This is a genomic window from Janthinobacterium sp. TB1-E2 (genome assembly GCF_036885605.1).
Taxonomy (GTDB): Bacteria; Pseudomonadota; Gammaproteobacteria; order Burkholderiales; family Burkholderiaceae_D; genus Janthinobacterium; species Janthinobacterium aestuarii.
Map to the genome: position 1 here is coordinate 5,138,505 of NZ_CP142523.1, position 24,324 is coordinate 5,162,828.

The window sequence follows — 24,324 nt, forward strand, 5'->3', positions numbered from 1 at the left end:
CGTACTCTAGTACGGTGAGCAACGCCGACGCGATAGTGAGCTGCGCAGTAGGTTTATAGAGGCGCCATCACCGCTGCATCGACTCCCATACCTTCTGCAGGCGTTTGGCAGACACCGGCATTGGCGTGCGCAACTCCTGCGCAAACAGCGACACGCGCAGCTCTTCCAGCATCCAGCGGAAGTCGACCAGTTTCGGGTCCGTGTTCTTGCCGGCCTGGCGGTCCTTGGCCTGGCGCAAGTACGGCGCGGCGGCCGATTGCCATTCGGCCATCAACTTGGTGTCGCGCGCGGGGTCGGCGCGCAGCTTTTCCAGACGCACGTTGATCGCCTTCAGATAGCGGGGGAAATGCGCGAGCTGCGTGTATTCGTTTTCCGTCAGGAAGCGTTTATGCACGAGGCCCTGCAGCTGCGACTGGATATCGGTAGCGGCCGCTGCGGGAATATTCTGCAGGCGCTTCGGCAAGCCGTGAAATTCCGTCAGCACTTGCGACAGCAAACGGGCGATTTCATTGACCAGCAAGACCAAACGTGACTTGCCCTCCGCCTGGCGCTTGGCGAACGAGGCGGCGTCCAGCGGCAGCGGATCTTGCAGGCAGGCGATGTCGAGCGCCTTGTTGATGATTTGCTCGCGCAGCTCTTCCTGCGACCCCAGGGCCATGAATTGCATGCCCATCTGCTGCAAACCGGGGATGCTTTTCTCGACGTATTTGATCTGCTCCTTCATTTGCAGCGCGAACAGGCGGCGCAAACCGATCTTGTGCGTACGAGCGGCCACGGTCGGGTCGTCAAATACTTCCAGATCGCAATGCGTGCCCTTGTCGACCAGGGCGGGGAAGCCGATCAGGGTCAGCTTGCCCTGCACGATTTCCAGCAACTCCGGCAATTCGCCAAAGGTCCAGCCCGTCAAGCCCATGTGCTGCGAGACGGTGGCATTGCCGGACGCTGGCGCGGCAGCAGCGGCTGCGCCTTTGGCTGGCGCACCGCCCTTGCCTGCTGCCGCGTTGGCGGCGGCGCCCTGCGCTTGCGCCTGCAGCCGCGACGCCACTTGCGCGCCCGCCACCTTGGCACCGGGCGTACCCGTACCGGACACGCCCGACACTTCGGCCAGCTTCTGGAAACTCTGGCGCGCCTGGCCGCCAAATTCCGCCTGCAAGGTGGCCAGGTTGCGGCCCATGTCCAGCTGGCGGCCATGCTCGTCGATCACTTTGAAATTCATGAAGTGATGGGCAGGCAGGGTTTCCGGCTTGAAGTCCGTCGTCAGCACATTGATCGTGATCTGCGTGCGGATATCTGCGATGATGGCGTCGATCAGGTCGCCACGGCCAAACACGCCCGCTTCATGCACACGCTCGCAGAATTTCGCCGCATAGTCGGGCAGCGGCACGCAGTGGCGGCGCAATTTTTGCGGCAAGGATTTGAGCAGCAGATGCACTTTCTCCTTCAGCATGCCCGGCACCAGCCATTCGCAGCGCTCGCGCGGCAACTGGTTCAAGGCATATAGGGGCACGCTCAAGGTCACGCCATCGCGCACGCTGCCCGGCTCGAAGTGGTACGTCAGGCCCATTTCCAGGCCCGTCACGGACATGGTTTTCGGGAACAGGTCCGTCGTCACGCCGGCCGCCTCGTGGCGCATCAGCTCTTCGCGGTTCAGGTACAGCAGCTTCGGATTGTCGCGCGTGGCTTCCTTGTGCCACTTCTCGAAACCGGCGCCATTGCACACGTCCGCCGGCAGCAGCTTGTCGTAGAAAGCGGCGATCAGTTCATCGTCGACCAGCACGTCCAGGCGGCGCGACTTGTGCTCGAGATTTTCGATGTCCTTGATCAGCTTGTGGTTGTGCGCAAAGAACGGTGCGCGCGTATCGAAGTCGCCGCCGACCAAGGCGTCGCGGATGAAGATTTCGCGCGCTTCCGGCAAATTGAAATTGCCGTAGTTGATGCGGCGCTGGCTGTACACCACCAGGCCATATAAGGTCGCCCGTTCGGACGCCGTCACCTGCGCCGAGCGTTTTTCCCAGCGCGGCTCGCCCCACGATTTCTTCAGCAGGTGCTCACCCACTTTTTCCAGCCACTCGGGCTGGATCTGCGCCACGCAGCGCGCGTACAGGCGCGTCGTGTCGACCAGTTCGGCCGCCATGATCCATTTGCCCGGCTTTTTCAGCAGCGAGGAACCGGGCCAGATATGGAACTTGATGCCGCGCGCGCCCAGATACCCGGCGCCCGGCTCGTCCTCGCCCTTGAAGCCGATGTTGCCCAGCAAGCCGGTCAGCAAGGCCATGTGCAGGTTGTCGTAGGTGGCCGGCGCTTCGTTCAATCGCCAGCCCTGCTCCTTGACGATGGTCAGCAGCTGCGAATGCACGTCGCGCCATTCGCGCAGGCGCATCTGCGACAGGAAATTCGTGCGGCAATTGTCTTGCAGCTGGCGGTTGGTTTTCTTGTGCTCGATGGCGGACTCGAACCAGCGCCAGATCTTCAGGTAGCTCAAGAATTCCGATTTTTCATCGGCGAACTTCTTGTGCGCTTCGTCGGCCGCCTGCTGGTGTTCCATCGGGCGGTCGCGCGGGTCTTGCACGGACAGGGCGGAAGCGACGATCAGCACTTCGCTCAAGCACGCGTTATCGAGCGCGGCGAGTATCATGCGGCCCACGCGCGGGTCGAGCGGCAGCTTGGCGAGCTTGTTGCCCAGCGGCGTAAGTTTATTGACTTCATCGACGGCGCCCAGTTCCTGCAGCAACTGGTAGCCGTCGGCGATCGCGCGCGCCAGCGGCGGCTCGATGAAGGGGAAGGTTTCCACATCCGTCAGGTGCAAGGACTTCATGCGCAGGATGACGGCGGCCAGCGAGGAACGCAGGATTTCCGGTTCCGTGAATTTCGGGCGCAGCAAATAATCCTGCTCTTCGTACAGGCGGATGCAGACGCCGTCGGCCACGCGGCCGCAACGGCCCGCACGCTGGTTGGCGGCCGACTGGGCGATCGGCTCGACCTGCAGCTGCTCGACCTTGTTGCGGTAGCTATAGCGTTTCACCCGCGCCAGGCCCGCGTCGACCACGTAGCGGATACCGGGCACGGTCAGCGAGGTTTCCGCCACGTTGGTGGCCAGCACGATGCGGCGCGCATTGCTGGTTTTAAACACGCGCTCCTGCTCCTCGGCCGACAGGCGGGCGAACAGGGGCAAAATTTCCACATGCGGCGGATGGTGCTTGCGCAACGCTTCGGCACAGTCGCGGATTTCGCGCTCGCCCGGCAAGAACACCAGCACGTCGCCCGAACCGATGCGGCACAGCTCTTCCACGCCATCGACGACGGCATCCATCAAGTCGCGCTTTTCCCGCGCAGCAGCCGTGCGCTGGCCAGGTTTGTCAGGGTTGGCGGCGCCGGGCATGGCCACCTGTTCGCGTTCGACGGGACGGTAGCGCACTTCCACCTGGTACAGGCGGCCCGACACTTCGATCACGGGGGCCGGTTTTTCCGGCGTGCCGAAATGGCGCGAGAAGCGTTCCGCATCGATGGTGGCCGACGTGATGATGATTTTCAGGTCGGGCCGGCGCGGCAGCAGCTGTTTCAGGTAGCCGAGCAGGAAGTCGATGTTCAGGCTGCGTTCGTGCGCTTCGTCGATGATGATGGTGTCGTAATTTTTCAACAACGGGTCGGTCTGCGTCTCGGCCAGCAAGATACCGTCCGTCATCAGCTTGACGGACGCGCCACGGCTCAGGGTATCGGTAAAGCGCACCTTGAAGCCCACGGTTTCGCCCAGCGGCGTGCCCAGCTCCTGCGCAATGCGCTTGGCCGTCGACGAGGCGGCGATACGCCGCGGCTGCGTGTGGCCGATCATGCCCTTCTGTCCGCGTCCCAATTCCAGGCAAATCTTCGGCAATTGGGTCGTCTTGCCGGAACCCGTCTCGCCCGAGACGATGATCACCTGGTTTTCCAGCAAGGCCTTGGCGATTTCCGCGCGCCGGCCCGAGACGGGCAAGTCTTCCGGATACGTGATCGGTGGCAGCGGATTGCGGAAAGCCTTTTCCGCTTCGCGCGCGGCGCGGGCTGCGTCACGGCTTTCGCGCTCTTCGCGGCTAGCCTGGTCATTGCGCGGCGGCTGCCCCTCACGCGGCGGGCGCGGCGCACGCTGCTGCTGTTGCTGTTTCTGTTGTTCCGCGCGCGGCGGCTGCTGCCTTTGCTGGCTCACGGGCGGGCGCTGGCGGCCCTGCGCAGGCGTGGCGGCAGGCGCGGAAACATCCCCGCCGGCGGGCACATTTGCAACGTTGGAAGGAGGGGAAGACTTATTGCTGGCTGAAGACATTGTTTTTTACAGGTATTTTAAGCGCGCACATCGCGCAGCGAATTATAATGCGCTTAATGGAAAACCCTACCCAATTCGTCCAATGGCTGCGCTCCGTCGCGCCCTACATCCACGCCTTTCGCGGCAAGACCTTCGTGGTCGCCTTCCCCGGTGAACTCGTCAGCGCCGGGGCGCTGCAGGTGCTGGCCCATGATTTGTCCCTGCTGCATGCGCTGGACATCAATGTCACCGTCGTCTACGGCTCGCGGCCGCAGGTGGCGGAACAGCTGGCCTTGCGTAACGTCGAAGGCCGCTTCCACAATGGCGTGCGCATCACGGACATCGCCGCGCTGGAATGCGCGAAGGAAGCCGCCGGCGAGCTGCGCCTCGATATCGAGGCCGCGTTCAGCCAGGGCTTGCCGAACACGCCCATGTCGCATGCGGCCATCCGTATCATTTCAGGCAACTTCATCACGGCGCGCCCGCTGGGCGTGATCGATGGCGTGGACCTGGAACTGACGGGCATCACGCGCAAGGTCGACGCCGAAACCATCCATTCCATCCTCGGTTCGGACGGCCTGGTGCTGCTCTCGCCGCTGGGCTTCTCGCCCACGGGCGAGGCGTTCAACCTGACGATGGAAGACGTGGCTTGCAGCGCCGCCATCGCCCTGCACGCGGATAAACTGATTTTCATTACCGAAACGCCAATGATGGAAGACGCGACGGGCGTGGAAATCCGCGAACTGTCGTCGCACCAGGCCGAAGCCGTGCTGATGGCCGGCTTCCTGCCCGACGCCACGGCGTTTTATTTGAAACATTGCGTCAAGGCCTGCCACAACGGCGTCGAGCGCTCGCACATCGTGCCGTTCTCGATGGATGGCTCGGCCCTGCTGGAATTGTTTACCCATGATGGCGTGGGCACCATGATCAGCCATGAAAACCTGGAAAGCCTGCGCCAGGCCACCATCGAAGACGTGGGCGGCATCATCAAACTGATCGAACCGCTGGAAGCGGACGGCACCCTCGTCAAACGGGGCCGCGAGCTGATCGAACGCGAAATCGATTATTTCTCCGTCATCGAGCATGATGGCGTGATCTTCGGCTGCGCCGCCCTGTACCCGTTCCCCGCGCAAAAGATGGCGGAAATGGCATGCTTGACGGTCAACCCGGAAGTGCAAGCCCAGGGCGACGGCGAACGCATCCTGAAACACATGGAAAACCGCGCGCGCGCCGCCGGCCTGAACAAACTGTTCGTGCTGACCACGCGCACCTCGCACTGGTTCAAGAAGCGCGGTTTCGTGCCGGCCACCGTCGACGACTTGCCGAAGGACCGCCAGCACATGTATAACTGGCAGCGCAAATCGCAGGTTCTCATCAAAACCTTGTAAAAAGAAAAAGCCCGGCATGCCGGGCTTTTTCACATTGAGATCATTACTTGATATTCAGCGGCGCAAACGATTTGACCAGGTCGTCGAGCGCCTTCAATTGCGCCAGGAATGGTTCCAGCTGGTCCAGCGGCAAGGCGCTGGGGCCGTCGCAGCGGGCATTGTCCGGGTCAGGATGAGCTTCCAGGAACAGGCCGGCGATGCCGACGGCCAGGCCGGCGCGGGCCAGATCCGCCACTTGCTGGCGGCGGCCGCCCGAAGCGGCGCCACCGGGGTCGCGCTGCTGCAGCGCGTGCGTGACGTCGAAGATGATGGGCAAGTCGTCGCACGTCTTCTTCATGACGCCAAAGCCCAGCATGTCGACCACCAGGTTGTCGTAGCCGAGGCAGGTGCCGCGGTCGCACAGGATCAGCTGATCGTTGCCCGCTTCCTTGAATTTCTCGACGATATTGGCCATCTGGCCAGGGCTCAAAAATTGCGGCTTCTTGATGTTGATGACTTTGCCTGTTTTCGCCAGGGCCACGACGAGGTCCGTCTGGCGCGCGAGGAAAGCGGGCAGTTGCAGCACGTCGACCACTTCGGCCACCTGCTGCGCCTGCCATGGTTCATGCACGTCGGTAATCACGGGCACGCCGAACGCCGCCTTGACGTCCTGGAAGATGCGCATGCCTTCTTCCAGGCCCGGGCCGCGGTAGGAATGGATCGATGAACGGTTGGCCTTGTCGAAGCTGGCCTTGAACACATAGGGAATGCCCAGTTTTTGCGTCACGCGCACATATTCTTCGCAGGCGCGCATGGCAAGATCGCGCGATTCGAGCACGTTGATGCCGCCAAACAGCGCGAAGCTGCCGGTATTGCTGACGTCGATGCCATGGACTTTCACTGAGGTCATAGGGATTCCATATTGGTTAATTGTTACTACTTGCTTGGAAGAGGCGCAGCCAGCGGCTGGCGCGATAAGGCATCTTACTAGCTGGGGCGGCGCAGATCAAATTTGATCCAGCGCAAGGGCGCGGCAAACGGCGTGTCGCCAGGCCGCGACGGCCCCGCGAGGGCAGGCGCAAAGTGCCTTATAATCACGCTTTATCTCTACACTGATTCAGGAGCACAGATGGCCCGCACGATCCACTGCATCAAACTCAACAAGGAAGCCGAAGGATTGGATTTCCCGCCGTACCCGGGCGAACTGGGCAAGAAGATTTACGAATCCGTGTCGAAGGAAGCATGGGCTGCCTGGCTCAAGCACCAGACCATGCTGGTCAATGAAAACCGGCTGAACCTGGCCGACGCGCGCGCCCGCAAATACCTGGCCACGCAGATGGAAAAGCATTTCTTCGGCGATGGCGCCGATGCCGCCATGGGCTACGTGCCGCCAACGGAATAAGTTTTATCGCTTGCCCGTGACCACGTCACGGGCAGTTTCGCCTACGTTTCACGCCCGCCTCCGCCGTTTCACGGCACCGCCTCCCCGTTTCGTCGCACACCGCTCGCCGCCCATGCCGCCGGCTGGCACAGTACGTCCATCGACAACCTCATTCCAAGGCGGACACCATGTTGCAGCAAATCTTCAGCCACACTCCCCTCTACGTCTGGGCCATCCTGGGCTTTCTCGTCTACCGGGGCGTGCTGGCCAGCCGCGCGCGCGAAGTGACCTTGCGCAAGCTGTGCATCATTCCCATGGTGATGCTGGCGCTGTCGCTGAGCGGCGTGCATGGCAGTTTCGGCTTCGATGGCGTGGCGCCGTTCGCCTGGGCAATCGGCGCCCTGGCCGGTGCGGCGCTGGCGTGGACGCTGACCGATGCGCGCAAGATCGTCGCCATTCCCGAACGGAGCAGCGTGCGGCGTCCCGGCAGCTGGGTGCCGTTGATCTTGATGATGAGTATCTTCTGCATGAAATATGCGGTGGCCGTGACCCTGGCCATCGCGCCAGCCTATGCCCACGCGACCGGCTTCATCGCACCAGTCTGCCTCGGCTATGGCTGCTTCAGCGGCCTCTTCCTCGGCGGCTTGCTGCGCACCATGGCCGTGTACCGGGCTGTGCAAAGTGAAGGCTGGGGTCAGACCCGGCGGGGGAATGCGCCCCAGTGAGGCGCATTCCGATCACGCAGTGACTGACCCCGGATTTCTGCTGCGTATCAGTAGGCCAAAGTACGCACGCCTTCCGGCATGCCCAGCAGGCAGACATTCGCGCCGCGCACGGCGAACAGGCCGACGGCGATGACGCCGACGATCTGGTTGATCTGCTGTTCCAGCGCCACCGGGTCGGCAATTTTCAAGCCCAGCACGTCGATGATCTCGCCGCCGTTATCCGTAATGAACGCTTGATCGCTGCCAGCCTTCAGGCGCAAGCGGGGCGTGCCGCCCAGCGCGGCCAGCTGACGCGAGACGGCGGCGCGCGCCATCGGCACCACTTCCACCGGCAGCGGGAAGGCGCCCAGGGTTTCCACCAGCTTGGAGCCGTCGGCGATGCAGACGAACTGTTTCGCGACGGACGCGACGATCTTTTCACGCGTCAATGCCGCGCCGCCGCCCTTGATCATGGCGCCGCTGGCCGTGATTTCATCGGCGCCGTCGATGTAGACGGCGATCGATTCGACGTCGTTCAAGTCGAAGACGGGAATGCCATGGCCTGCCAGGCGCGCGGCCGTCGCTTCGGACGACGCGACCGTCCCCTTGATACGGTCCTTGATCTTGGCCAGTTCATCGATGAAAAAGTTGGCGGTGGAACCGGTGCCGACACCGATGATTTCACCGTCCACCACATAGTTAATGGCGGCGCGGGCTACGGCTTGCTTCAATTCGTCTTGGGTCATGGCAAAAAAAGGCTAAAGTGGGGAATGCCGCTATTTTAACGGATTGCCAGCCCGGCCAGCCGGCCATGATGACGGGCCATGCGATGGAATACAACAGCCAAGCGGGAAACCTTTGCCCCAGGGCAATTCCCAGCCAATTCCTCTCTATGCACTCTAAAATATGCGAAAATGGCACGATTGCCCGATATGACGTTCCAGGAATAGCACATGAATCACAGTAAACAGGTACTTGTTGTCGATGACAGCCGGGTTTCACGTTTGATGTCGCATCAGTTCATCCTCAGCAAACATGCCGACTGGCAAGTGATTGAGGCGGCGACCGGTGAAGAAGCCCTGGAAAAAGTCAAGACCATCAGCCCTGTGCTGATATTACTGGATGTCAACATGCCCGGCATGGGCGGCGTGGCGGCGGCGGAACAATTGCGCGCGCTGTGCCCGCAAACGCACATCATTCTCGTCACGGCCAACGTGCAAAATGCCATCCGCAACCGCGCCACTGAGCTCGGCGTCGGCTTCATGGAAAAACCGATCACGGAAACGCGCATCCACCAGCTGATCGCGTCACTGGGACTGTGAGCATGGTCAATCTCTCCGAACTCGAGAACGATGCCCTCGTAGAGATATTCAACATCGGGGTGGGCCATGCGGCCGCCGCGATGAGCGAAATCGTCAATGAAGAAGTCACCATGTCGGTGCCGTCGATCACCTTCCTGAACCGTGCCGACGCGGCTGCCTTGCTGGGCAGCAAGAAGGATGGCGAACGCATCTGCGGCGTCAGCCAGCATTACGATGGCGCCTTCGCCACCGAAGCCATATTGATGTTCCCCGAAGACAAGAGCCTGGAAATCGTGCGCCTGATGGTGGGCGACGCCATGCCGCTGCAGGAACTGACGGAAATGGAACAGGAGGCGATGAGCGAAATCGGCAACATCATCCTCAATTCCTGCGTGGGAACTTTGGCCAACCTGTTCGACAGTGAACTGCATGGCTCGCTGCCCCTGTACCACGTGGGCACCAGCGCGGAAATCCTGTCCTCGTTCGGCGGCGACGATGACGACGCCGTCGTGCTGATGCTGCATATCGACTTCGTGCTGTCCAAGCACCAGATCCACGGTTATGTGGCATTCGTGCTCGACCTGTCCGCCTTGCACGACCTGAAGCAGCAGGTCAGCCGCTATCTGGCCAAGGTCCTGGGACAGGCGTGACGATCATGCCGGAGGCCTTGCACCGACTCGCCCTGCTCGAGAGCATACTCGGCGCCGTCAACCTGGGCGCCATCGTGCTCGACGAACAGCACCGCATCGTGCTGTGGAACCACTGGATGGCGCGCCACTCGGCGTGCCAGGCCGACGCCGTGCTGGGCCAGGATTTCTTTGCCGTCTATCCTGAACTGCGCCACAAGCGCATAGCCTCGGCCATCACCCAGGCCCTGCGCGACAATTTCCAGTCGCTGCTGTCGCAAACCCTGCACAAGGCGCCATTCCCCCTGTACACGCATGGCGCGGCCGAAGGCCGGGAGCGCATGCAGCAGGCGATTGCCGTCACGCCGATCAATTTGCCCGGTTCGCCGCGCCACTGCCTGATCCAGATCAATGATGTGACCATCGCCGTGGGCCGCGAAAAGCTGCTGCGCGAACAAACCATGGTGTTGCGTTCACAAACCTTTGCCGACGGCTTGACGGGCATCGCCAACCGCCGCCACTTCGACGTGGCGATCGAAAAGGAAATGCGGCGCGCCATGCGCACGGGCAGCCCCCTGTCGCTGCTGATGATCGACATCGACCATTTCAAGGATTACAACGACCATTACGGTCACCAGCAAGGTGATGATTGCCTGATACGAGTGGCGGCCGAACTGGCCGCCATGCTGCAGCGCCCCACCGACTTGCTGGCGCGCTATGGTGGCGAGGAATTTGCCGCCATCCTGCCCGACACGGACGCGGCGCAGGCGCTGCGCATGGCCGAGGCGATCCGCGAACGGGCGGCCGGGCTGCGCATTCCGCATGCCAAGACGGGCAATGAGGTCAAGCACATTACGGTCAGCATCGGCATCGCCACCCAGCACCCGCAGCAGCAGCCGACCATCGCCGCCCTGATCGGCGCCGCCGACCGCGCCCTGTACCTGGCCAAGGGCGCCGGGCGCAACCGCGTGATGGTGCAGCCGCTATAAAAAAAGCAACGCCGGACAAAGGATTCCAGTAGACATCTTTACGGCGTGTGCGTAGACTCGTCAGTGATTGCAGCAACAACAACAAGAATTTATCTGTGGTATCTATCCCTGCGCATGGCTCACCATGCGGGACACGGCCAGGAGCGCTTGTGAAACTCGATCCTCCCCTCAAATCCGGCTTGCCGGGTGCTGGCATGGATACGACCATGGTGAACGGCATGCGCCTGCTGCTGTCGAGCGCCACCTTGCTGACCCTGTTCATCGATCCCGAAAGCGCCGGCAAGCTGAGCAAGATTACCTGGCTGATCTTTTCCGCCTACACCATGCACAGCCTGCTGCTCTACGTGCTGGCCGTGCTGGGCCTCAGCCTGCCCCAGGATATCTTGCTGTACTGGCTCGACGTGGCCTGGTATGCGCTGATCGTGTTTTCCACCAGCAGCCACAACACTTTATTCTTCCTGTTTTTTTTCTTTGCCATCCTGACCTCGTCGTTCCAGCGTGGCTTCGAGGAAGGCGCGCGCGTCACCCTCGCTTCGGCCGGCCTGTTCGCCGCGACTGCCCTGTTCGGCGAAACGGATGCGGAACTGTCGCGCCTGCTGCTGCGCACCACCTTCCTGCTGGCGCTCGGCTACATGATCGCCTACTGGGGCGGTTCGGCCATCACGCAGCGCAGCCACCTGGCGCTGCTGCGCGATGTCAGCCAGCTGTCCAATCCGCGCTTCGGCGTCGACCAGACCATTACCTCGGTGCTGGAAAAAACCCGCAGTTATTTCAACGGCCGCAGCTGTCTGCTGATCATGCAGGACAAGGGCACGCGGGTCTGGTCGCTGCGCAGCGTGCTGCAAACGGCAACGGGCGTCGTGCACACCAACTCGCTCCTCAGCGACGACGCGGCCAGTCCCCTGCTCGCTTTCCCGCACGATAAAATCGCGCTGTACAACCAGCCCGCCGGCCCCTGGCTGCCGTGGATAGGCGGCGCGCGCATGCTCGAGCCCGACAGCGGACGCTGGCTGCGGCATGACGACGCGGCGGGCGCCCGCCTGGCCGAGCTGCTCGAAGCGCATGCCTTCATCAGCGCGCCACTGCCCCTGCGCAATGGCAAAGGCCGCATCTTTATCGTCTCCGCCACCAGCATGAGCAAGACGGACGCCCTGTTTCTCAGCCATATCGGCGCGCAGGCGTTTCCCGTCATCGAAAACATCAACCTGCTCGACCGGCTGGCGTCGCAGGCGGCCTCGCGCGAACGCGAAAAGATCGCGCGCGACCTGCATGACACGGCCGTGCAGCCGTATATCGGCTTGCGCCACGGCCTGGCCGCCTTGCGCAACGAAGCCACGCCGGGCAATCCGCTGCTGCCGGAACTGGAAAAACTGATCATCATGTCGGGCCAGGTGATCGCCGACCTGCGCAGCTACGCGCGCACGTTCAAGAACGGGCAAGTGCAAAGCGAGCCGGAACTGCTGGTGGCGCTGCGCCGCCAAGCCACGCAGATCCGCGAATTCTATGGCATCGACATCGCCCTGCAGATCGAAGGCGACCTGCACATCAACGACCGCCTGGCGGCCGAGGTGTTCCAGATCGTCAACGAGGGCATGAGCAATATCCGCAAGCATACGTCGGCGCGCCACGGCGCCGTCAAGCTGACCTGCGTGCAGGGCGCCCTGCACATCAGCATCGACAACGAATGCGCCGCCGCGCACGTCCCCGATTTCCTGCCCGACTCGCTGGCCGAGCGCGCCGCCGCCCTCGGCGGCACGGCCCGCGTCACGCATAGCATGCTGGGCAACACCTCCGTGCAGATCGAGATCCCCATATGAATGACTTACGCCACATGCCACCGGCCAGCCATGTCATCAGCGTCATGCTGGTGGACGATCACAAGACCATGCTGTGGGGCCTGGAGCGGCTGATCGGCGGTGAGCACTCGGGCATGCGCGTGGTCGCCACGGCCTCCGACGGCACCGAGGCGCTGGAGCAGGCAAAGGCGTTGCAACCCGATGTGATCGTGCTGGACCTGGACCTGGGCGGCATCAGCTCGCTGTCCATCCTGCCCGCGCTGGCGCAGAGCGGGGGCACGCGCGTGCTGGTGCTGACGGCCAGCCACGACCAGGCCGTCCTGGACCAGACGGTGCTCAAGGGCGCGCGCGGCATCGTCAGCAAGGATGCGCCGGCGGAGATGGTCCTGAAGGCCATCGAAAAGGTCTACCAGGGCGAGCTGTGGCTGGAACACGCGATGCTGGGACGCATGCTGACGCAGCTGACCCAGCCCGGTGGCGGCTCGGCGCAAGCGATCGCCATCGCCAGCCTGACCCTCAAGGAAAGAAAGATCATCGCCGCGCTGGTGCACGGCAGCGGCACGCCGGCCAAGCTGCTGGCGGACCAGCTGTTCATCTCCGAACACACCTTGCGCAATCACCTGACGTCGATCTACCGCAAGCTTGGCGTGTACAACCGCCTGGAACTGTACGCCTACGCCACCAAGCACCAGCTGGGCCAGTTGCCGCCCGGCGCCTGATCCTGCTGCATCCCCGCGCGGCCACGGCCGCGTATTTCTTCCCCGCCTCCCCTTCGCCAGCCAGCGGCACGGCCGTTGCGTCTGCGCGCCAGACTCGACCATGACAATTGTCACGAAAAAAACAAGCAGTTCCTCCTTGCAATAAAAGGATGTTCTTCTGATGTAGATCAAGGTGCCAACTTCTATAGTGGATTTACCGGAGTGCAAATCACCGCACGGCCCACCACGACACGGAGCACAGCATGCGCCTTGACAAGTTTCTTCCGACCGCCCTGATCACCTATTTGCAGGGCAAGGAAAAGGCTGCGTTCTACCGCTATGCCCTGGTGGCGGCCCTCATGGCGGTGGTATGCATCATCGGACTGCTGGCACTGGGCGAAAGCCCATGAGAACGCCTAGTCGTAGCAGCAGGAAGCAACACCGTCATGCCGTTTCATCCACCGCCGTACCTTAACCACACCAGGAGTTGTCATGAACCTCATCAAAAACTTTATCCGCGAAGAAGATGGCGTCACCGCAATCGAGTACGGCCTGATCGCTGCCCTGATTGCCGTCGTGATCATCGCCGCCATCACCATCGTCGGCACGCAGCTGAAAAAAACCTTCAGCACCATCGGCACCAAGCTCACCGCTGCGAACTGATGCGGTGCTGTCCGGACCGGCCCTGCGCCGGCCCGGACTACGCTTTCCAGTCTCCCCCGGCACCCCCACCTTGACGACGCATAGCGAGGCCCATCGTGAAATCTCTCTTCAGCCGTGTATCCGACGAGTCCGCCGTCACAGCGATCGAATACGCGCTGCTGGCGGGCCTGATCGCGGTCGTGCTGGTCATCACGATCACCGTGCTTGGCGACCAGGTCAAGCTGCTGTTTGTCTACGTCAAGGACCAAGTGGTCCTGGCCCTGTCATGAATACCCTGCGCCTCTCGCTGCGCACCCACCGCGCCCTGCTGCTGATCGTGCTGCCGTACGCCGCCGTGGCGATGCTGCTGGCCGGCGGCCTGCCCAGCGCAGCGGACATACTCAACGTGCTGGCCGGCTTCCTCGTGGCCATCCTCACCGGTCCCGTCTTCATCCTGTGCGGCTACACCATCCACGTCATGGTGATGAAACGCCCGCACCGCCTGTGCCATTATCTGTACCACGATCTGCGCCGCTACCTGAGCAACGAGCGCCTGCTGCACGCGCTGCCGGCCATGCTGCTGATCCCCGTCTTCGCCTCCAGCTTCACCGTCATCAAGGGCGCCATCCCGCGCCTGCATCCCTACACCTGGGATGCCACCCTGTCCGCCTGGGACATCGCGCTGCATGGCGGCAAGGCCCCATGGGAAAGGCTGCAGCCGCTGCTGGGCCACCCGCTCGTCACGGGCTTGCTCAACTTCAGCTACCACTTCTGGTTCTTCCTGTTCTACGCCATCCTGTACTGGCTCATCCTCGACACCCGGCGCCCGCTGCTGCGCATGCAGTTCCTGCTCAGCTTTGCACTGACGTGGATCGTCCTGGGCAGCGTCATGGCCGTGCTGTTTGCCTCGGTCGGCCCCTGCTACTACGGCCACCTGCACGCCAGCGATCCGTATGCGCCGCTGATGGCTTACCTGCATGAGGCCAACGGGCACGTCCCCGTCTGGGCTCTGCAGGTGCAGGAGATGCTGTGGCAAGGCTATCAAAGCAAGGGCGCGAACGGCGAGCTGGGCATCTCCGCCATGCCCAGCATGCATGTGGCCACGGCCGTGCTGATGGCCATCGTGGGCTGGAGCGTCAACCGCGCCGCCGGCATCGCCCTGTCCGCCTTCGCCGTGCTGATCCTGCTCGGCTCCATCCACCTGGGCTGGCACTATGCGCTCGACGGCTATGTCGGCGCGGCCGGCGCGGCGCTCGTGTGGCACCTGGTGGGATGGCTGCTGGGCAGCCAGGCCGCGGCGCCGGCCGTGCACATGGCCACGGCGCCCTGCATGGGCAAGGAAGGACTGACATCATGAACGCCCACCTGCCCATGCTGCTGTGCCTGGCCGTGCTGGCCACCCTGCTCGCTGCCGCCCTGTGGCACGACCTGCGCACGCGCCGCATCCCGAACCGGCTGGTGCTGTGGGGCACCCTGGCGGGACTGATCCTGAACAGCTTCGTGCCATCGGGCGCCGGCCTGTTCGACGCGGCCTTCGGCGGCCTGGGACTGCTGCAGGCGCTGGCCGGCGCCGCCGCCGGACTGGCCCTGCTGCTGCCCATGTATCTGCTGCGCGCCCTGGGCGCAGGCGACGTCAAGCTGATGGCCATGTGCGGCGCCTTCCTCGGCCCCGACGCCGTGCTCGAAGCGGCCCTGCTGACCTTCCTGTGCGGCGGCGTGCTGGCCCTGGCCGCCGCACTGGTGGGACAGCGCCTGCGCCAGGTGCTGAAAAACACCTATCACATGATGCTGGGCGCGCTGCTGCACAGCCTTGCCGGCGGCGCCGCCACGATCGCCGAACCGCCGCCCACCACCGGCAAACTGGCCTACGCCTTCGCCATTGCCAGCGGCACCCTGCTGCAGGTATTCCTGCACTACACCCACCTGTGGAGCTTGCGCTGAAACGCGCCGCTCCGACGACCCGCCACCATAGGAACTGACCATGGACACCCTCGCCACCTTCTGCCACTCGCGCCACGCCAGCCTGCTCACCAGCATCGCCATGGCTTGCCTGTGGGCGTTCTTCGCCAGCGCCCACGTGGTCGGTTATCTGCACAGCGGCGACTGGAGCTATCTGCTGTTCTGCGTCGCCGAAACCCTGGCCGCCCTGTTCTTCATCGTGCGTTCGGCCCCCGTCAGCGTCTCGACCGATGCGGGCGACTGGCTGCTGGCCATCGGCGCCACCTTCGCTCCCTTCCTCTTCGCGCCAGCCGACATGGCCATCTGGCCAGGCGCGCGCTACCTGCTGGCCGTCGGCAGCCTGCTGCAGATCGCCGGCCTGCTGTCGCTGAACCGCAGCTTCGGCCTGGTGGCGGCGCAGCGCGAGATCAAGACGGGCGGCGTCTACCGCGTGGTACGCCATCCGCTGTATGCCAGCTACCTGATTTCCCTGAGCGGCTACCTGCTGGCCAATACCTCGCTCGCCAACACCATCATCTATGTGGCGACGATGACGATGATGGTGATGCGCCTGCTGCGCGAAGAGCGCTTCCTGTCCACCGACGTGCGCTATCGCGTCTACATGCGCCAGGTGAAGTACCGCCTGCTGCCCTTCATTTTCTGATATCCGGCCACCCGAGCGAGGAGCATCCATCATGCCTGACACCTATCCAGAACGCAGCGACGGCGGCGGCGTCGAACCGGCCGCCAAGCGCGCGCCACGCACGGTCGAGGAAACGGGATTGCCCTTCCTGTTCCTGGTCGAACTGCTGGTCAAGATACTCTTCCAGCGCGGCCAGATCGGCCTGCCCGCCCTGTCGACGCACGTGAAACTGGGCGCCGGCGTGCTCGAGCCGCTGCTCACTTTCATGCGCGCCGAAAAACTGTGCGAAGCGCGCCGCAACGGCGGCAGCGGCACCGACGCCGACCTGTCTTATCTGCTGGGCGACCAGGGCCGCCTGCGCGCCGCCGAATACATGCGCCGCAATGCCTACAGCGGTCCCGCTCCCGTCACCCTGGCCGATTACAGCAACCAGGTGCTGGCGCAAAGCGTGGCGGACATGCAGGTCACCCGCGACGACGTGCAGCGCGAATTTCGCAACGTGGTGGCCAGTTCGGCCGTGCTCGACCAACTGGGCGCGGCCATGAATTCCGGACGCGCCCTGTTCTTCCACGGCCCCGCCGGCAGCGGCAAGAGCTACCTGGCCGAGCGCCTGAACGGCCTGCTCAGCGGCGCCATCGCCCTGCCCCATGCCGTGATGGTCGACGGCGAAGTGCTGCCCTTCCTCGACCCCATGCTGCACACCGTGTCGCACGGCGGCCCCGTGCCATCCGACCCGCGCTGGGTGCGCGCCGAACGCCCCGCCGTGCTGACGGGCGGCGAGCTGACGCTCGACATGCTGGACCTGCAATTCGACCAGGGAACGCGTTTGTACCAGGCGCCGCCGCACCTGAAGGCCAACAACGGCATCTTCATCATCGACGACCTGGGCCGCCAGCGCTGCTCGCCCGTGGAGCTGATGAACCGCTGGATCGTGCCGATGGCGCGCCACATCGATTACCTGTCGCTGCACACGGGCTACAAGTTCCCCGTGCCCTTCGACGTCATCGTCGTGTTCTCGTCGAACCTGGCGCCGCAGCACCTGGCCGACGACTCCTTCCTGCGCCGCATCGGCTACAAGATCCATGTGGGACCCCTGAGCGCCTACCACTACCTGGCCGTGTTCCGCAGCACCTGCGCCCAGCTGGGCATCAATTTCGACGAAGCCTCCTACACCTATCTGCTGCACCTGCACAGCCAGTACGGGCGGCCCTTGCTGGCCTGCTATCCGCGCGACATCCTCGCGCAGATCTGCGACCAGGCGCGCTATGAAGACCACGCGGCGCAGCTGTCGCCGGAAGGGCTGCTGTGGGCATGGAAAAACTATTTCGGCAGCGATGACGACCTTGCAAGCACACATAACGGACCGGAAGCGGTCCAGCACAAAGGGGAAGCAAAATGAGAAACGCACGCGCTCTGACGATGATGGCCATTGCGGTCATCCTGGCGTTCGCCGCGGTCATCGTGGCCGCGCGCTGGATCAATGCCCAAGCCTCGGGCAACATCAACAAGGTGGCCGTGGCCCAGGTCGACATCAGCCTGGGCGCGCGCCTGACGCCCGACATGGTGCGCATGGTGGACTGGCCGTCGAACGCGCTGCCGCCCGGCGCCATCAACGATCCGAAACTGCTGGAAACGCGCGTCACGCGCACCAGCATCCAGCACGGCGAACCGATCATGGAAGGCAAGCTGGCGCCTCCCGGCACGCAGGGCGGCCTGTCGGCCGTCGTCGCCGAGGGCAAGCGCGCCATGACCGTGCGCGTCAACGATGTGGTGGGCGTGGCCGGCTTCGCCCTGCCCGGCAACTTCGTCGACATCCTCGTCAACACCCAGGGCGAAGGGGCCCGCAAGACGCCGGACCGCGATCCGAACATTTCCAAGATCGTGCTCGAACGCATCCTCGTGCTGGCCATCGCCCAGGAATCGAGCCGCGACGACACCAAGCCCAAGGTGGTCAACGCCGTGACCCTGGAGCTGACGCCGGACCAGGCGGAAAAACTCGACCTGGCACGCAGCGTGGGCACCCTGTCGCTGGTGCTGCGCAACCAGATCGAGGACAAGCCCGTCAACACGGAAGGCGCCACCAAGTCCAGCCTGCTCGATGAAAAGGTCGCCATGGCAGCCCCCGCCGCCATGGTGCAAGCCAAGCCGCTGCCACGCCGCCGTCCCGCCGCCGCACCCGCGCCAACGGCCGGTCCAAAGGTCGATGTCATCAAGGGGCTGGAACGCAGCTCCCAACAATTCTAACCTGCACCAGAGGAGTCACGCCATGAGCACATATTGCACAGCAAGCGGAAGCCGGGTACTCAGCCTGGCGCTTGCCCTCGCCATGATCGGCGCCCTGGCGCCCCAGGCACGCGGTGAACCCGTCGCCGCCACCGCCACCGCCGCCGACACCGGGACAGCCAAAAGCAGCCGCGCCACCACCCGGCCCAAGGCCACGCCGCCGCAAAGCGAATCGCGCGCCGGCCGCACCGAGATGGCGCCGCAAATGAGCCTGGCCGAAGGCAAGTCGACCCTGATGCGCCTGCCGTTCGCCGCCAGCCGCATGTCCGTCGGCGACCCGCGCATCGCCGACGTCATCCTGCTTAACCCCAACGAGGTCTACCTGCTGGGGCGTTCCGTCGGCACCACCAACCTGATCCTGTGGAACAAGAGCAATGACGCCACCATCATCGACCTGGCCGTCGGCATCGACAGCAGCAGCCTGCAGGCGCGCATGGCCGAACTGCTGCCGAACGAAAAGATCAACGTCACGGTGGCGGGCGACACCCTGATCCTGTCGGGCATGGTCAGCGATGTCGTCAAGGCCGACCAGGCCCTGTCGCTGGCCAACGCCTATGTGCAGCGCAGCGCCCGCAGCGGCGGCGCCGCCTCGGGCGCAGCACCCGCCGCAGCCGCAGGCGCCGCCGCTCCGGCCCCCGCCGCCACGCCCGATGCGAACATGCCGCGCGTGATCAACCTGCTGTCGATCGCCGCGCCGCAGCAGGTGATGCTGGAAGTGAAAGTGGCCGAAGTGTCGAAGGTGCTGGTCGACCAGCTGGGCGCCAGCCTGGGCATCAACAAGACCATCGGCAGCTGGTCGTATTCGCTGCTGTCGAGCCTGCTCAGCAACAATCCCAGCGGCTTGAGCGGCGCCAGCAAGAACAACTTCTTCAACCTCGACGCGCAAAAACGCGATGGCCTGATCAAGGTGCTGGCCGAACCGAACATCATGGCCATCAGCGGCCAGGAGGCCAGCTTCCTGGCCGGTGGCAAGATATTCATCCCCGTCAGCCAGAGCAACAATAACGGCGTGCCCACCATCACCCTGGAAGAGAAGGAGTTCGGCGTGGCCGTGAAATTCACGCCCACCGTGCTCGAAGGGGGACGCATCAACCTGAAGGTGGCGCCGGAAGTGTCGGACCTGAACAAGGACGGCATCGGCATCACGGCCACCGGCATCTCGGCCACGGCCATCCTGCCATCGTTTACGACGCGGCGCGCCACCACCACGGTGCAGCTGTTCGACGGCCAGAGCTTCGCCATCGGCGGCCTGATCAAGAACAATGTGACCAGCAATATCAAGGCCCTGCCAGGCCTGGGCGAAGTGCCCGTGCTGGGCGCCCTGTTCCGCAGCACGGACTTCCAGACGGACCGTTCGGAACTGGTCTTCATCATCACGCCGCACCTGGTCAAGCCGCTGCCGCCCGACTACAAGCTGCCCACCGACGGCTACATCCAGCCGACGCGCGGCGACATGTTCATGCAGGGAAAAATGGAAGGCAGCGCACCGGCGCGCGCGCCCGCAGCGGCACAGACACCGGCACCAGCGCCCATGCAGCCGCAAGCGGCCGCGCCCCAGCCTGCCGCCGGCTTCGACCTCAAATAGGAGAACACCATGAAAACCGCACATCGCCTGCCTTGCGCCACCCTGCTGTCGCTGCTGGTCCTGCTGGCCGGCTGCGCCGCCACCACCACGCCCGTGCTCGATTCGCACTTCGGCGAATCGGTGGCCCTGCTCAAGGCGCAACAGATCATGTATCCGGACGCCTACCGCAATGCCAACCCCGTCAGCGGCATCGACGGCAAGGCCGGCGTCAGCGCCTACCAGCGCTACCAGAAATCGTTTGCGGCGCCGGAACCGCAACCGAATGTCTTCACCATCGGCGTGGGCGGACGCCAGTAGGCGCCTGTCCCGCGATGCACTTCCCCCAGGCCACCAGGAGACAGCCATGAACACCGCATTTCGCAGGCACGACAAGCAGCAGGGCGCGATCGCCATCGTGCTGGGGCTGACCCTGGTGGTGCTGTTTGCCATGGGCGGCCTGGTGCTGGACCTGGGCCACCTGTACATCGCCAAGGCGGAACTGCAGAACGGCGCCGACAGCGCCGCCCTGGCCGGCGCCGTGGAACTCAATCAAAGCGCGGACGGCATCGACAACGCGCAGGCCAAGGCCATCGCCATCGCGCAAAAGAACCGCTACGACTTTTCCACCGCGCTGACCATCACGGCCGCCAACATCGAGTTCGGCCCCAGCCCGGACGGTCCCTGGTCGTCCGGCGCCAGCGCCCGCACCAGCCCCCAGGGCCAGACCTTCATCCGCGTCGACACGGGCAGCAAGACCTTCGCCACCTACCTGATGGGCATCGCCGGCATCGCCAGCACCAGCACCTCGGGCGTGGCAGTGGCGGGCCGCTTCGTCAACGACGTCACGCCGATCGGCGTGTGCGCCGTCGATCCGGCCAACAAGACGGCGCAATACACGTATCCGGCCGCGCCGGCCGGCACGGGCCTGACGGAACTGGTGGAATTCGGTTTCCGCCGCGGCGTCACCTACAACCTGTTCGGTCTCAATCCGCTGGGCGGCCCTTCCGATCCCTACCTGATCAATCCCGTCGACGCCCCGCCCGGCACCTGCAGCGCCTCGCACGCGAGCGCCGCCTCCACCGCGCCATTCATGTGCACGGGCAGCAGCGCCGTCATCACCAGCGGCACGGGCCAGGTCTACACGAACACAGGGCTGACGGCGTCGCTGGCCGCCTCGCTCAATTCCCGCTTCGACGATTACGGCGGCCCCTCCGTGTGCGACCCCGCGACGGCGCCGCCCGACACCAACATCAAGGAATATCCATGCGTGGGCGCCGCGTCGCCCTGCGCCGCCACCGCCGCCAATTCGCCGCCCGCCAGCTGGATGGAACCGGGCGCCAGCACCCTGCCCAGCCAGCAGCCCGTCAGCCTGGCCGGCAACAAGCCGAATTACCAGCTGCCGTCGGCCGGCACGGTTCCCGCGCCATCGGCCACGTTCGCCCAGTTCTCGGGCTACGGCGTGCTGTGGTCCTACGGCCCCGCCTACCAAAGCAATGGCGCCACCCCGGCCAAGGCCGGCACGGCCTACAGCGTCGCGGACGGCAACGCCAACCCCATGTACAGCACGGCCAAGGCGAATTACTTCGACACGGCCAGCTACCCCGTCAGCCCCGGCGCGGGCTTTCCTGCCAGTACGCCGCCTTCGCCGTACAACCAGACCAGCGGGCCCACGTTCCAGGCGCCTTCGCCGGCCCATCCGGGCCAGCGCAACCGGCGTATCCTCAACGTGGTGCTGGTCGACTGCCGTACGGCGCCCGTGGGGCCCGCTTCGTGCGGCACCATGAACGCGGTCGGCATCGGCAAATTCTTCATGACGATGAAGGCCGATTTCAGCGGCGGCACCAAGCGCCTCGACGTCGAATTCGCGGGCCTGATCGAGCCCGTGCCGAATTCCGAAATCAAACTCTACAAGTGAGGCGGCCATGCGTATCCACCACTCCCCCCTCAGGCAGCGCGGCGGCGCCGCCGTCGAATTCGGCATCGTGCTGGCCCTGCTGATCACACTGCTGGCAGGCATCTTCGGCTTCGGCCGCGCCTTCTGGTACTACGACGCGCTGACCAAGGCCACGCGCGACGCGGCGCGCAACATGTCCGTCAAGGCCAAGGCCGGCATCGCCTCGCAGGGCGTGCCGGCGGCCAGACAGACCGTGGTCGATGCGGCCCTCAGCGCCGGCATCAGCGACTTCACCACGGCCAACGTGACGGTCACCTGCCTGGACGCGGCGTTCAACGACAGCAACTGCAACGATGGCACGGCGCCGGGCGGCATCCGCGTCGAAGTCGTCAACTACACGCTGTCCGTGGGCCAGTACCTGCCCTTCGTGATCGGCGCGGCCAGCAGCTATGCCACGCCGCTCTCGCCGCGCACCACCATGCGCTACATGCTGTAAGGAGAACGCCATGCGCCACCGCCTTTCATCTTCTCCTCCAGCCGGGCGCCAGCGCGGCGCAGCCGCCGTCGAATTCGCCCTGGTGTCGCTGCTGTTTTTCACCTTGCTGTTCGGCATCCTCGAATTTGGCCGCATGCTGTACCTGTACAACACGGTGCAGGAAGTGAGCCGCCGCGCCGCGCGCGAAGCCGTGGTGCGCTGGGTCGACGAGACCGACGCCATCAAGACCCTGGCCCTGTTCGGCGGCACGGCACTGCCGGCCGCGCCGGAACTGACGGCCGCCAACATCACCATCCGCTACCTGAACAAGAGCGGCGCCGAAGTGACCTTGCCGCCGACGGACCCGGGCGACAACCTGTCGGCCTGCGGCGACATCACGCGCACGGCCAGCTGCATCGACAGCGTGCGCGTCTCGATCGACAACGTCAGCTACACGCCGATGGTCAGCCTGTTCGGTTTTCTCAATATCGCCGTACCAGCCTCGGTCGTGGTCATGCACGCCGAAAGCCTGGGCTTCCAGATCAACTGAACGCCTTTACCGAACACTTTTACCGGGGAGTACCAAGTGAATATCGTCATCGTCTCGAAGAATGAAGCCCAGCTCAAACGGCTGACCCGCTTGCTGCGCGAACGCAGCACGGCCGACCGCGTGACCCTGCTGGCGAGCATACCCGATGTATTCGACAACGGCGTCACGCCGGACTTGCTGCTGCTGGAGCAGGAGCAGACGGGCGAGGCGGAGCTGGAACAGCTCGAGCTGCTGGGCGGACGCCATCCGAGCCTGGCCATCATCGTGCAATGCCCGCAGCAAAGTCCGCAATTCCTGCTGCGCTCGATGCGCGCCGGCGTGCGCGAAGTGCTGCAGCCGGACGACGACGCGGCCCTGTGCGCCGCCTTGCGCCGCATCGAGGAAAAACTGCAGAAGCAGGTCACGCGCAAGGGCCAGGTGCTGGCCTTTGTCTCGTGCAAGGGCGGCAGCGGCGCCACCTTCATCGCCGCCAACCTCGGCTACGCGCTGGCCGCCGGCGAACAGCGCAAGGTGGCGCTGTTCGACCTGAACCTGCAATTCGGCGACGCCGCCCTGTTCGTCTCGGACCACAAGCCGGCCACCACCCTGTCGCAGCTGTCGCAGCAGATCGTGCGCCTCGACGCTTCGCTGCTGAGCGCCAGCATGATCCAGATCACGCCCGCCTACAGCGTGCTGGCCGCCGCCGACGACCCGGCCCACGCGGCCGACGTCGAAGCCGACCATATCGACCGCCTGCTGACCCTGGCGCGCAGCCAGTACGACTATATCCTGCTCGACGTGGGGCGCGGACTCGACCCCGTCAGCGTGCGCGCGCTGGACCGGGCCGACCTGATCTTCCCCGTGCTGCAGGCAACGTTGCCGTATGTGCGCGACGGCAAGCGCCTGCTCGATGTGTTCCGCGGCCTCGGCTACCGCGAAGACAAGATCCGCCTGATCCTGAACCGCTATGCGAGCAGCGACAGCATCCGCGTGGCCGACCTGGAAGCGGCATATGGCAAGCACGTCTACAAATCCATCCCCAACCACTACGAAGCGGTGGCGGCCTCCGTCAGCCAGGGCGTGCCCATCCTCAAGCTGACGCCGCACAACGCCGTTTCGCGCGCCCTGCAGGAGCTGGCCGCCAGCATGGCCGGCGAAACCCCGCCCGCCGCGCAAGGCTGGGTTTCGCGGCTGCTGGCGCGCGCCTGATTCCCTACAGCG

General features: G+C 64.4%; 25 protein-coding genes. 22 read left to right on the forward strand and 3 right to left on the reverse strand.

Features of this window, described 5'->3' with window-relative positions; genetic code table 11:
- Positions 1–67 precede the first annotated feature (67 nt).
- A complete protein-coding gene (hrpA, locus tag OPV09_RS23100; protein WP_338679477.1) occupies positions 68–4,294 on the reverse strand; it encodes an ATP-dependent RNA helicase HrpA in 4,227 nt (1,408 codons plus the stop codon).
- 56 nt (positions 4,295–4,350) lie between these two features.
- On the opposite strand from hrpA, the gene argA reads away from it, so the two are divergent.
- On the forward strand, positions 4,351–5,661 hold the full coding sequence (gene argA, locus OPV09_RS23105) for an amino-acid N-acetyltransferase (RefSeq protein ID WP_046685875.1): 1,311 nt from the start codon (positions 4,351–4,353) through the stop codon (positions 5,659–5,661).
- Positions 5,662–5,704: 43 nt separating this feature from the next.
- Here the strand turns inward: argA and kdsA are convergent, their stop codons facing one another.
- The gene (gene kdsA / locus OPV09_RS23110) at positions 5,705–6,550 is read right to left on the reverse strand and encodes a 3-deoxy-8-phosphooctulonate synthase (RefSeq protein WP_034750794.1); all 846 of its coding nucleotides are present in this window, start codon (positions 6,548–6,550) and stop codon (positions 5,705–5,707) included.
- Between the two features lie 219 nt (positions 6,551–6,769).
- Between kdsA and OPV09_RS23115 the strand changes: the two genes are divergently transcribed.
- Together OPV09_RS23115 and OPV09_RS23120 are read left to right on the forward strand one after the other, a co-directional pair.
- Complete coding sequence (locus OPV09_RS23115) at positions 6,770–7,042, forward strand: oxidative damage protection protein (protein ID WP_034750797.1); 273 nt, start codon at positions 6,770–6,772, stop codon at positions 7,040–7,042.
- Positions 7,043–7,209: 167 nt separating this feature from the next.
- The gene (locus tag OPV09_RS23120; protein WP_338679478.1) at positions 7,210–7,746 is read left to right on the forward strand and encodes a DUF6622 family protein; all 537 of its coding nucleotides are present in this window, start codon (positions 7,210–7,212) and stop codon (positions 7,744–7,746) included.
- Between the two features lie 47 nt (positions 7,747–7,793).
- On the opposite strand, the gene rpiA is transcribed toward OPV09_RS23120, so the two are convergent.
- Positions 7,794–8,471 (reverse strand): ribose-5-phosphate isomerase RpiA, encoded by a 678-nt coding sequence (gene rpiA / locus OPV09_RS23125; RefSeq protein ID WP_034750801.1) that lies wholly within the window; start codon positions 8,469–8,471, stop codon positions 7,794–7,796.
- A 207-nt stretch (positions 8,472–8,678) separates the two neighbouring features.
- On the opposite strand from rpiA, the gene OPV09_RS23130 reads away from it, so the two are divergent.
- From OPV09_RS23130 to OPV09_RS23220, 19 genes are all read left to right on the forward strand, one after another.
- The gene (locus OPV09_RS23130) at positions 8,679–9,047 is read left to right on the forward strand and encodes a response regulator (RefSeq protein ID WP_070303475.1); all 369 of its coding nucleotides are present in this window, start codon (positions 8,679–8,681) and stop codon (positions 9,045–9,047) included.
- Positions 9,048–9,049: 2 nt separating this feature from the next.
- Positions 9,050–9,676 (forward strand): chemotaxis protein CheC, encoded by a 627-nt coding sequence (locus OPV09_RS23135; RefSeq protein WP_034750807.1) that lies wholly within the window; start codon positions 9,050–9,052, stop codon positions 9,674–9,676.
- 5 nt (positions 9,677–9,681) lie between these two features.
- Positions 9,682–10,641, forward strand: coding sequence for a sensor domain-containing diguanylate cyclase (locus OPV09_RS23140; RefSeq protein WP_034750954.1), 960 nt, complete (start codon positions 9,682–9,684; stop codon positions 10,639–10,641).
- Positions 10,642–10,790: 149 nt separating this feature from the next.
- Positions 10,791–12,458, forward strand: coding sequence for a sensor histidine kinase (locus OPV09_RS23145; protein WP_338679479.1), 1,668 nt, complete (start codon positions 10,791–10,793; stop codon positions 12,456–12,458).
- Entirely contained in the window at positions 12,455–13,156 is a 702-nt protein-coding gene (locus tag OPV09_RS23150) for a response regulator (RefSeq protein WP_254671641.1), read from the forward strand. The genes OPV09_RS23145 and OPV09_RS23150 overlap by 4 nt, the downstream gene beginning before the upstream one ends.
- A 242-nt stretch (positions 13,157–13,398) precedes the next feature.
- On the forward strand, positions 13,399–13,545 hold the full coding sequence (locus OPV09_RS23155; RefSeq protein ID WP_157814672.1) for a hypothetical protein: 147 nt from the start codon (positions 13,399–13,401) through the stop codon (positions 13,543–13,545).
- 82 nt (positions 13,546–13,627) lie between these two features.
- The gene (locus OPV09_RS23160; RefSeq protein WP_070303472.1) at positions 13,628–13,798 is read left to right on the forward strand and encodes a Flp family type IVb pilin; all 171 of its coding nucleotides are present in this window, start codon (positions 13,628–13,630) and stop codon (positions 13,796–13,798) included.
- Between the two features lie 95 nt (positions 13,799–13,893).
- On the forward strand, positions 13,894–14,067 hold the full coding sequence (locus tag OPV09_RS23165) for a Flp family type IVb pilin (RefSeq protein WP_080698528.1): 174 nt from the start codon (positions 13,894–13,896) through the stop codon (positions 14,065–14,067).
- Positions 14,064–15,134 carry a phosphatase PAP2 family protein gene (locus OPV09_RS23170; protein ID WP_338679480.1) on the forward strand — a complete coding sequence of 357 codons (1,071 nt, stop codon included), beginning with the start codon at positions 14,064–14,066 and terminating at the stop codon, positions 15,132–15,134. The genes OPV09_RS23165 and OPV09_RS23170 overlap by 4 nt, the downstream gene beginning before the upstream one ends.
- On the forward strand, positions 15,131–15,718 hold the full coding sequence (locus OPV09_RS23175) for an A24 family peptidase (RefSeq protein WP_338679481.1): 588 nt from the start codon (positions 15,131–15,133) through the stop codon (positions 15,716–15,718). The genes OPV09_RS23170 and OPV09_RS23175 overlap by 4 nt, the downstream gene beginning before the upstream one ends.
- Positions 15,719–15,758: 40 nt before the next feature.
- On the forward strand, positions 15,759–16,379 hold the full coding sequence (locus OPV09_RS23180) for a methyltransferase family protein (protein WP_034750813.1): 621 nt from the start codon (positions 15,759–15,761) through the stop codon (positions 16,377–16,379).
- A gap of 31 nt (positions 16,380–16,410) precedes the next feature.
- Positions 16,411–17,757: an ATP-binding protein gene (locus OPV09_RS23185; protein WP_338679482.1), complete on the forward strand. Its 1,347-nt coding sequence runs from the start codon at positions 16,411–16,413 to the stop codon at positions 17,755–17,757.
- Positions 17,754–18,602, forward strand: coding sequence for a Flp pilus assembly protein CpaB (gene cpaB / locus OPV09_RS23190; protein ID WP_034750816.1), 849 nt, complete (start codon positions 17,754–17,756; stop codon positions 18,600–18,602). Before OPV09_RS23185 ends, cpaB begins: the two co-directional genes overlap by 4 nt.
- A 22-nt stretch (positions 18,603–18,624) precedes the next feature.
- Positions 18,625–20,226 carry a type II and III secretion system protein family protein gene (locus OPV09_RS23195; protein ID WP_338679483.1) on the forward strand — a complete coding sequence of 534 codons (1,602 nt, stop codon included), beginning with the start codon at positions 18,625–18,627 and terminating at the stop codon, positions 20,224–20,226.
- 9 nt (positions 20,227–20,235) lie between these two features.
- Positions 20,236–20,523 (forward strand): hypothetical protein, encoded by a 288-nt coding sequence (locus OPV09_RS23200; RefSeq protein ID WP_034750828.1) that lies wholly within the window; start codon positions 20,236–20,238, stop codon positions 20,521–20,523.
- 46 nt (positions 20,524–20,569) lie between these two features.
- Positions 20,570–22,120: a Tad domain-containing protein gene (locus OPV09_RS23205; protein ID WP_072455313.1), complete on the forward strand. Its 1,551-nt coding sequence runs from the start codon at positions 20,570–20,572 to the stop codon at positions 22,118–22,120.
- Between the two features lie 7 nt (positions 22,121–22,127).
- On the forward strand, positions 22,128–22,595 hold the full coding sequence (locus OPV09_RS23210) for a TadE/TadG family type IV pilus assembly protein (RefSeq protein WP_034750833.1): 468 nt from the start codon (positions 22,128–22,130) through the stop codon (positions 22,593–22,595).
- 10 nt (positions 22,596–22,605) lie between these two features.
- The gene (locus OPV09_RS23215; protein ID WP_051991109.1) at positions 22,606–23,124 is read left to right on the forward strand and encodes a TadE/TadG family type IV pilus assembly protein; all 519 of its coding nucleotides are present in this window, start codon (positions 22,606–22,608) and stop codon (positions 23,122–23,124) included.
- Positions 23,125–23,160: 36 nt separating this feature from the next.
- Entirely contained in the window at positions 23,161–24,312 is a 1,152-nt protein-coding gene (locus OPV09_RS23220) for an AAA family ATPase (protein WP_034750836.1), read from the forward strand.
- The last annotated feature ends 12 nt before the right edge of the window (positions 24,313–24,324 follow it).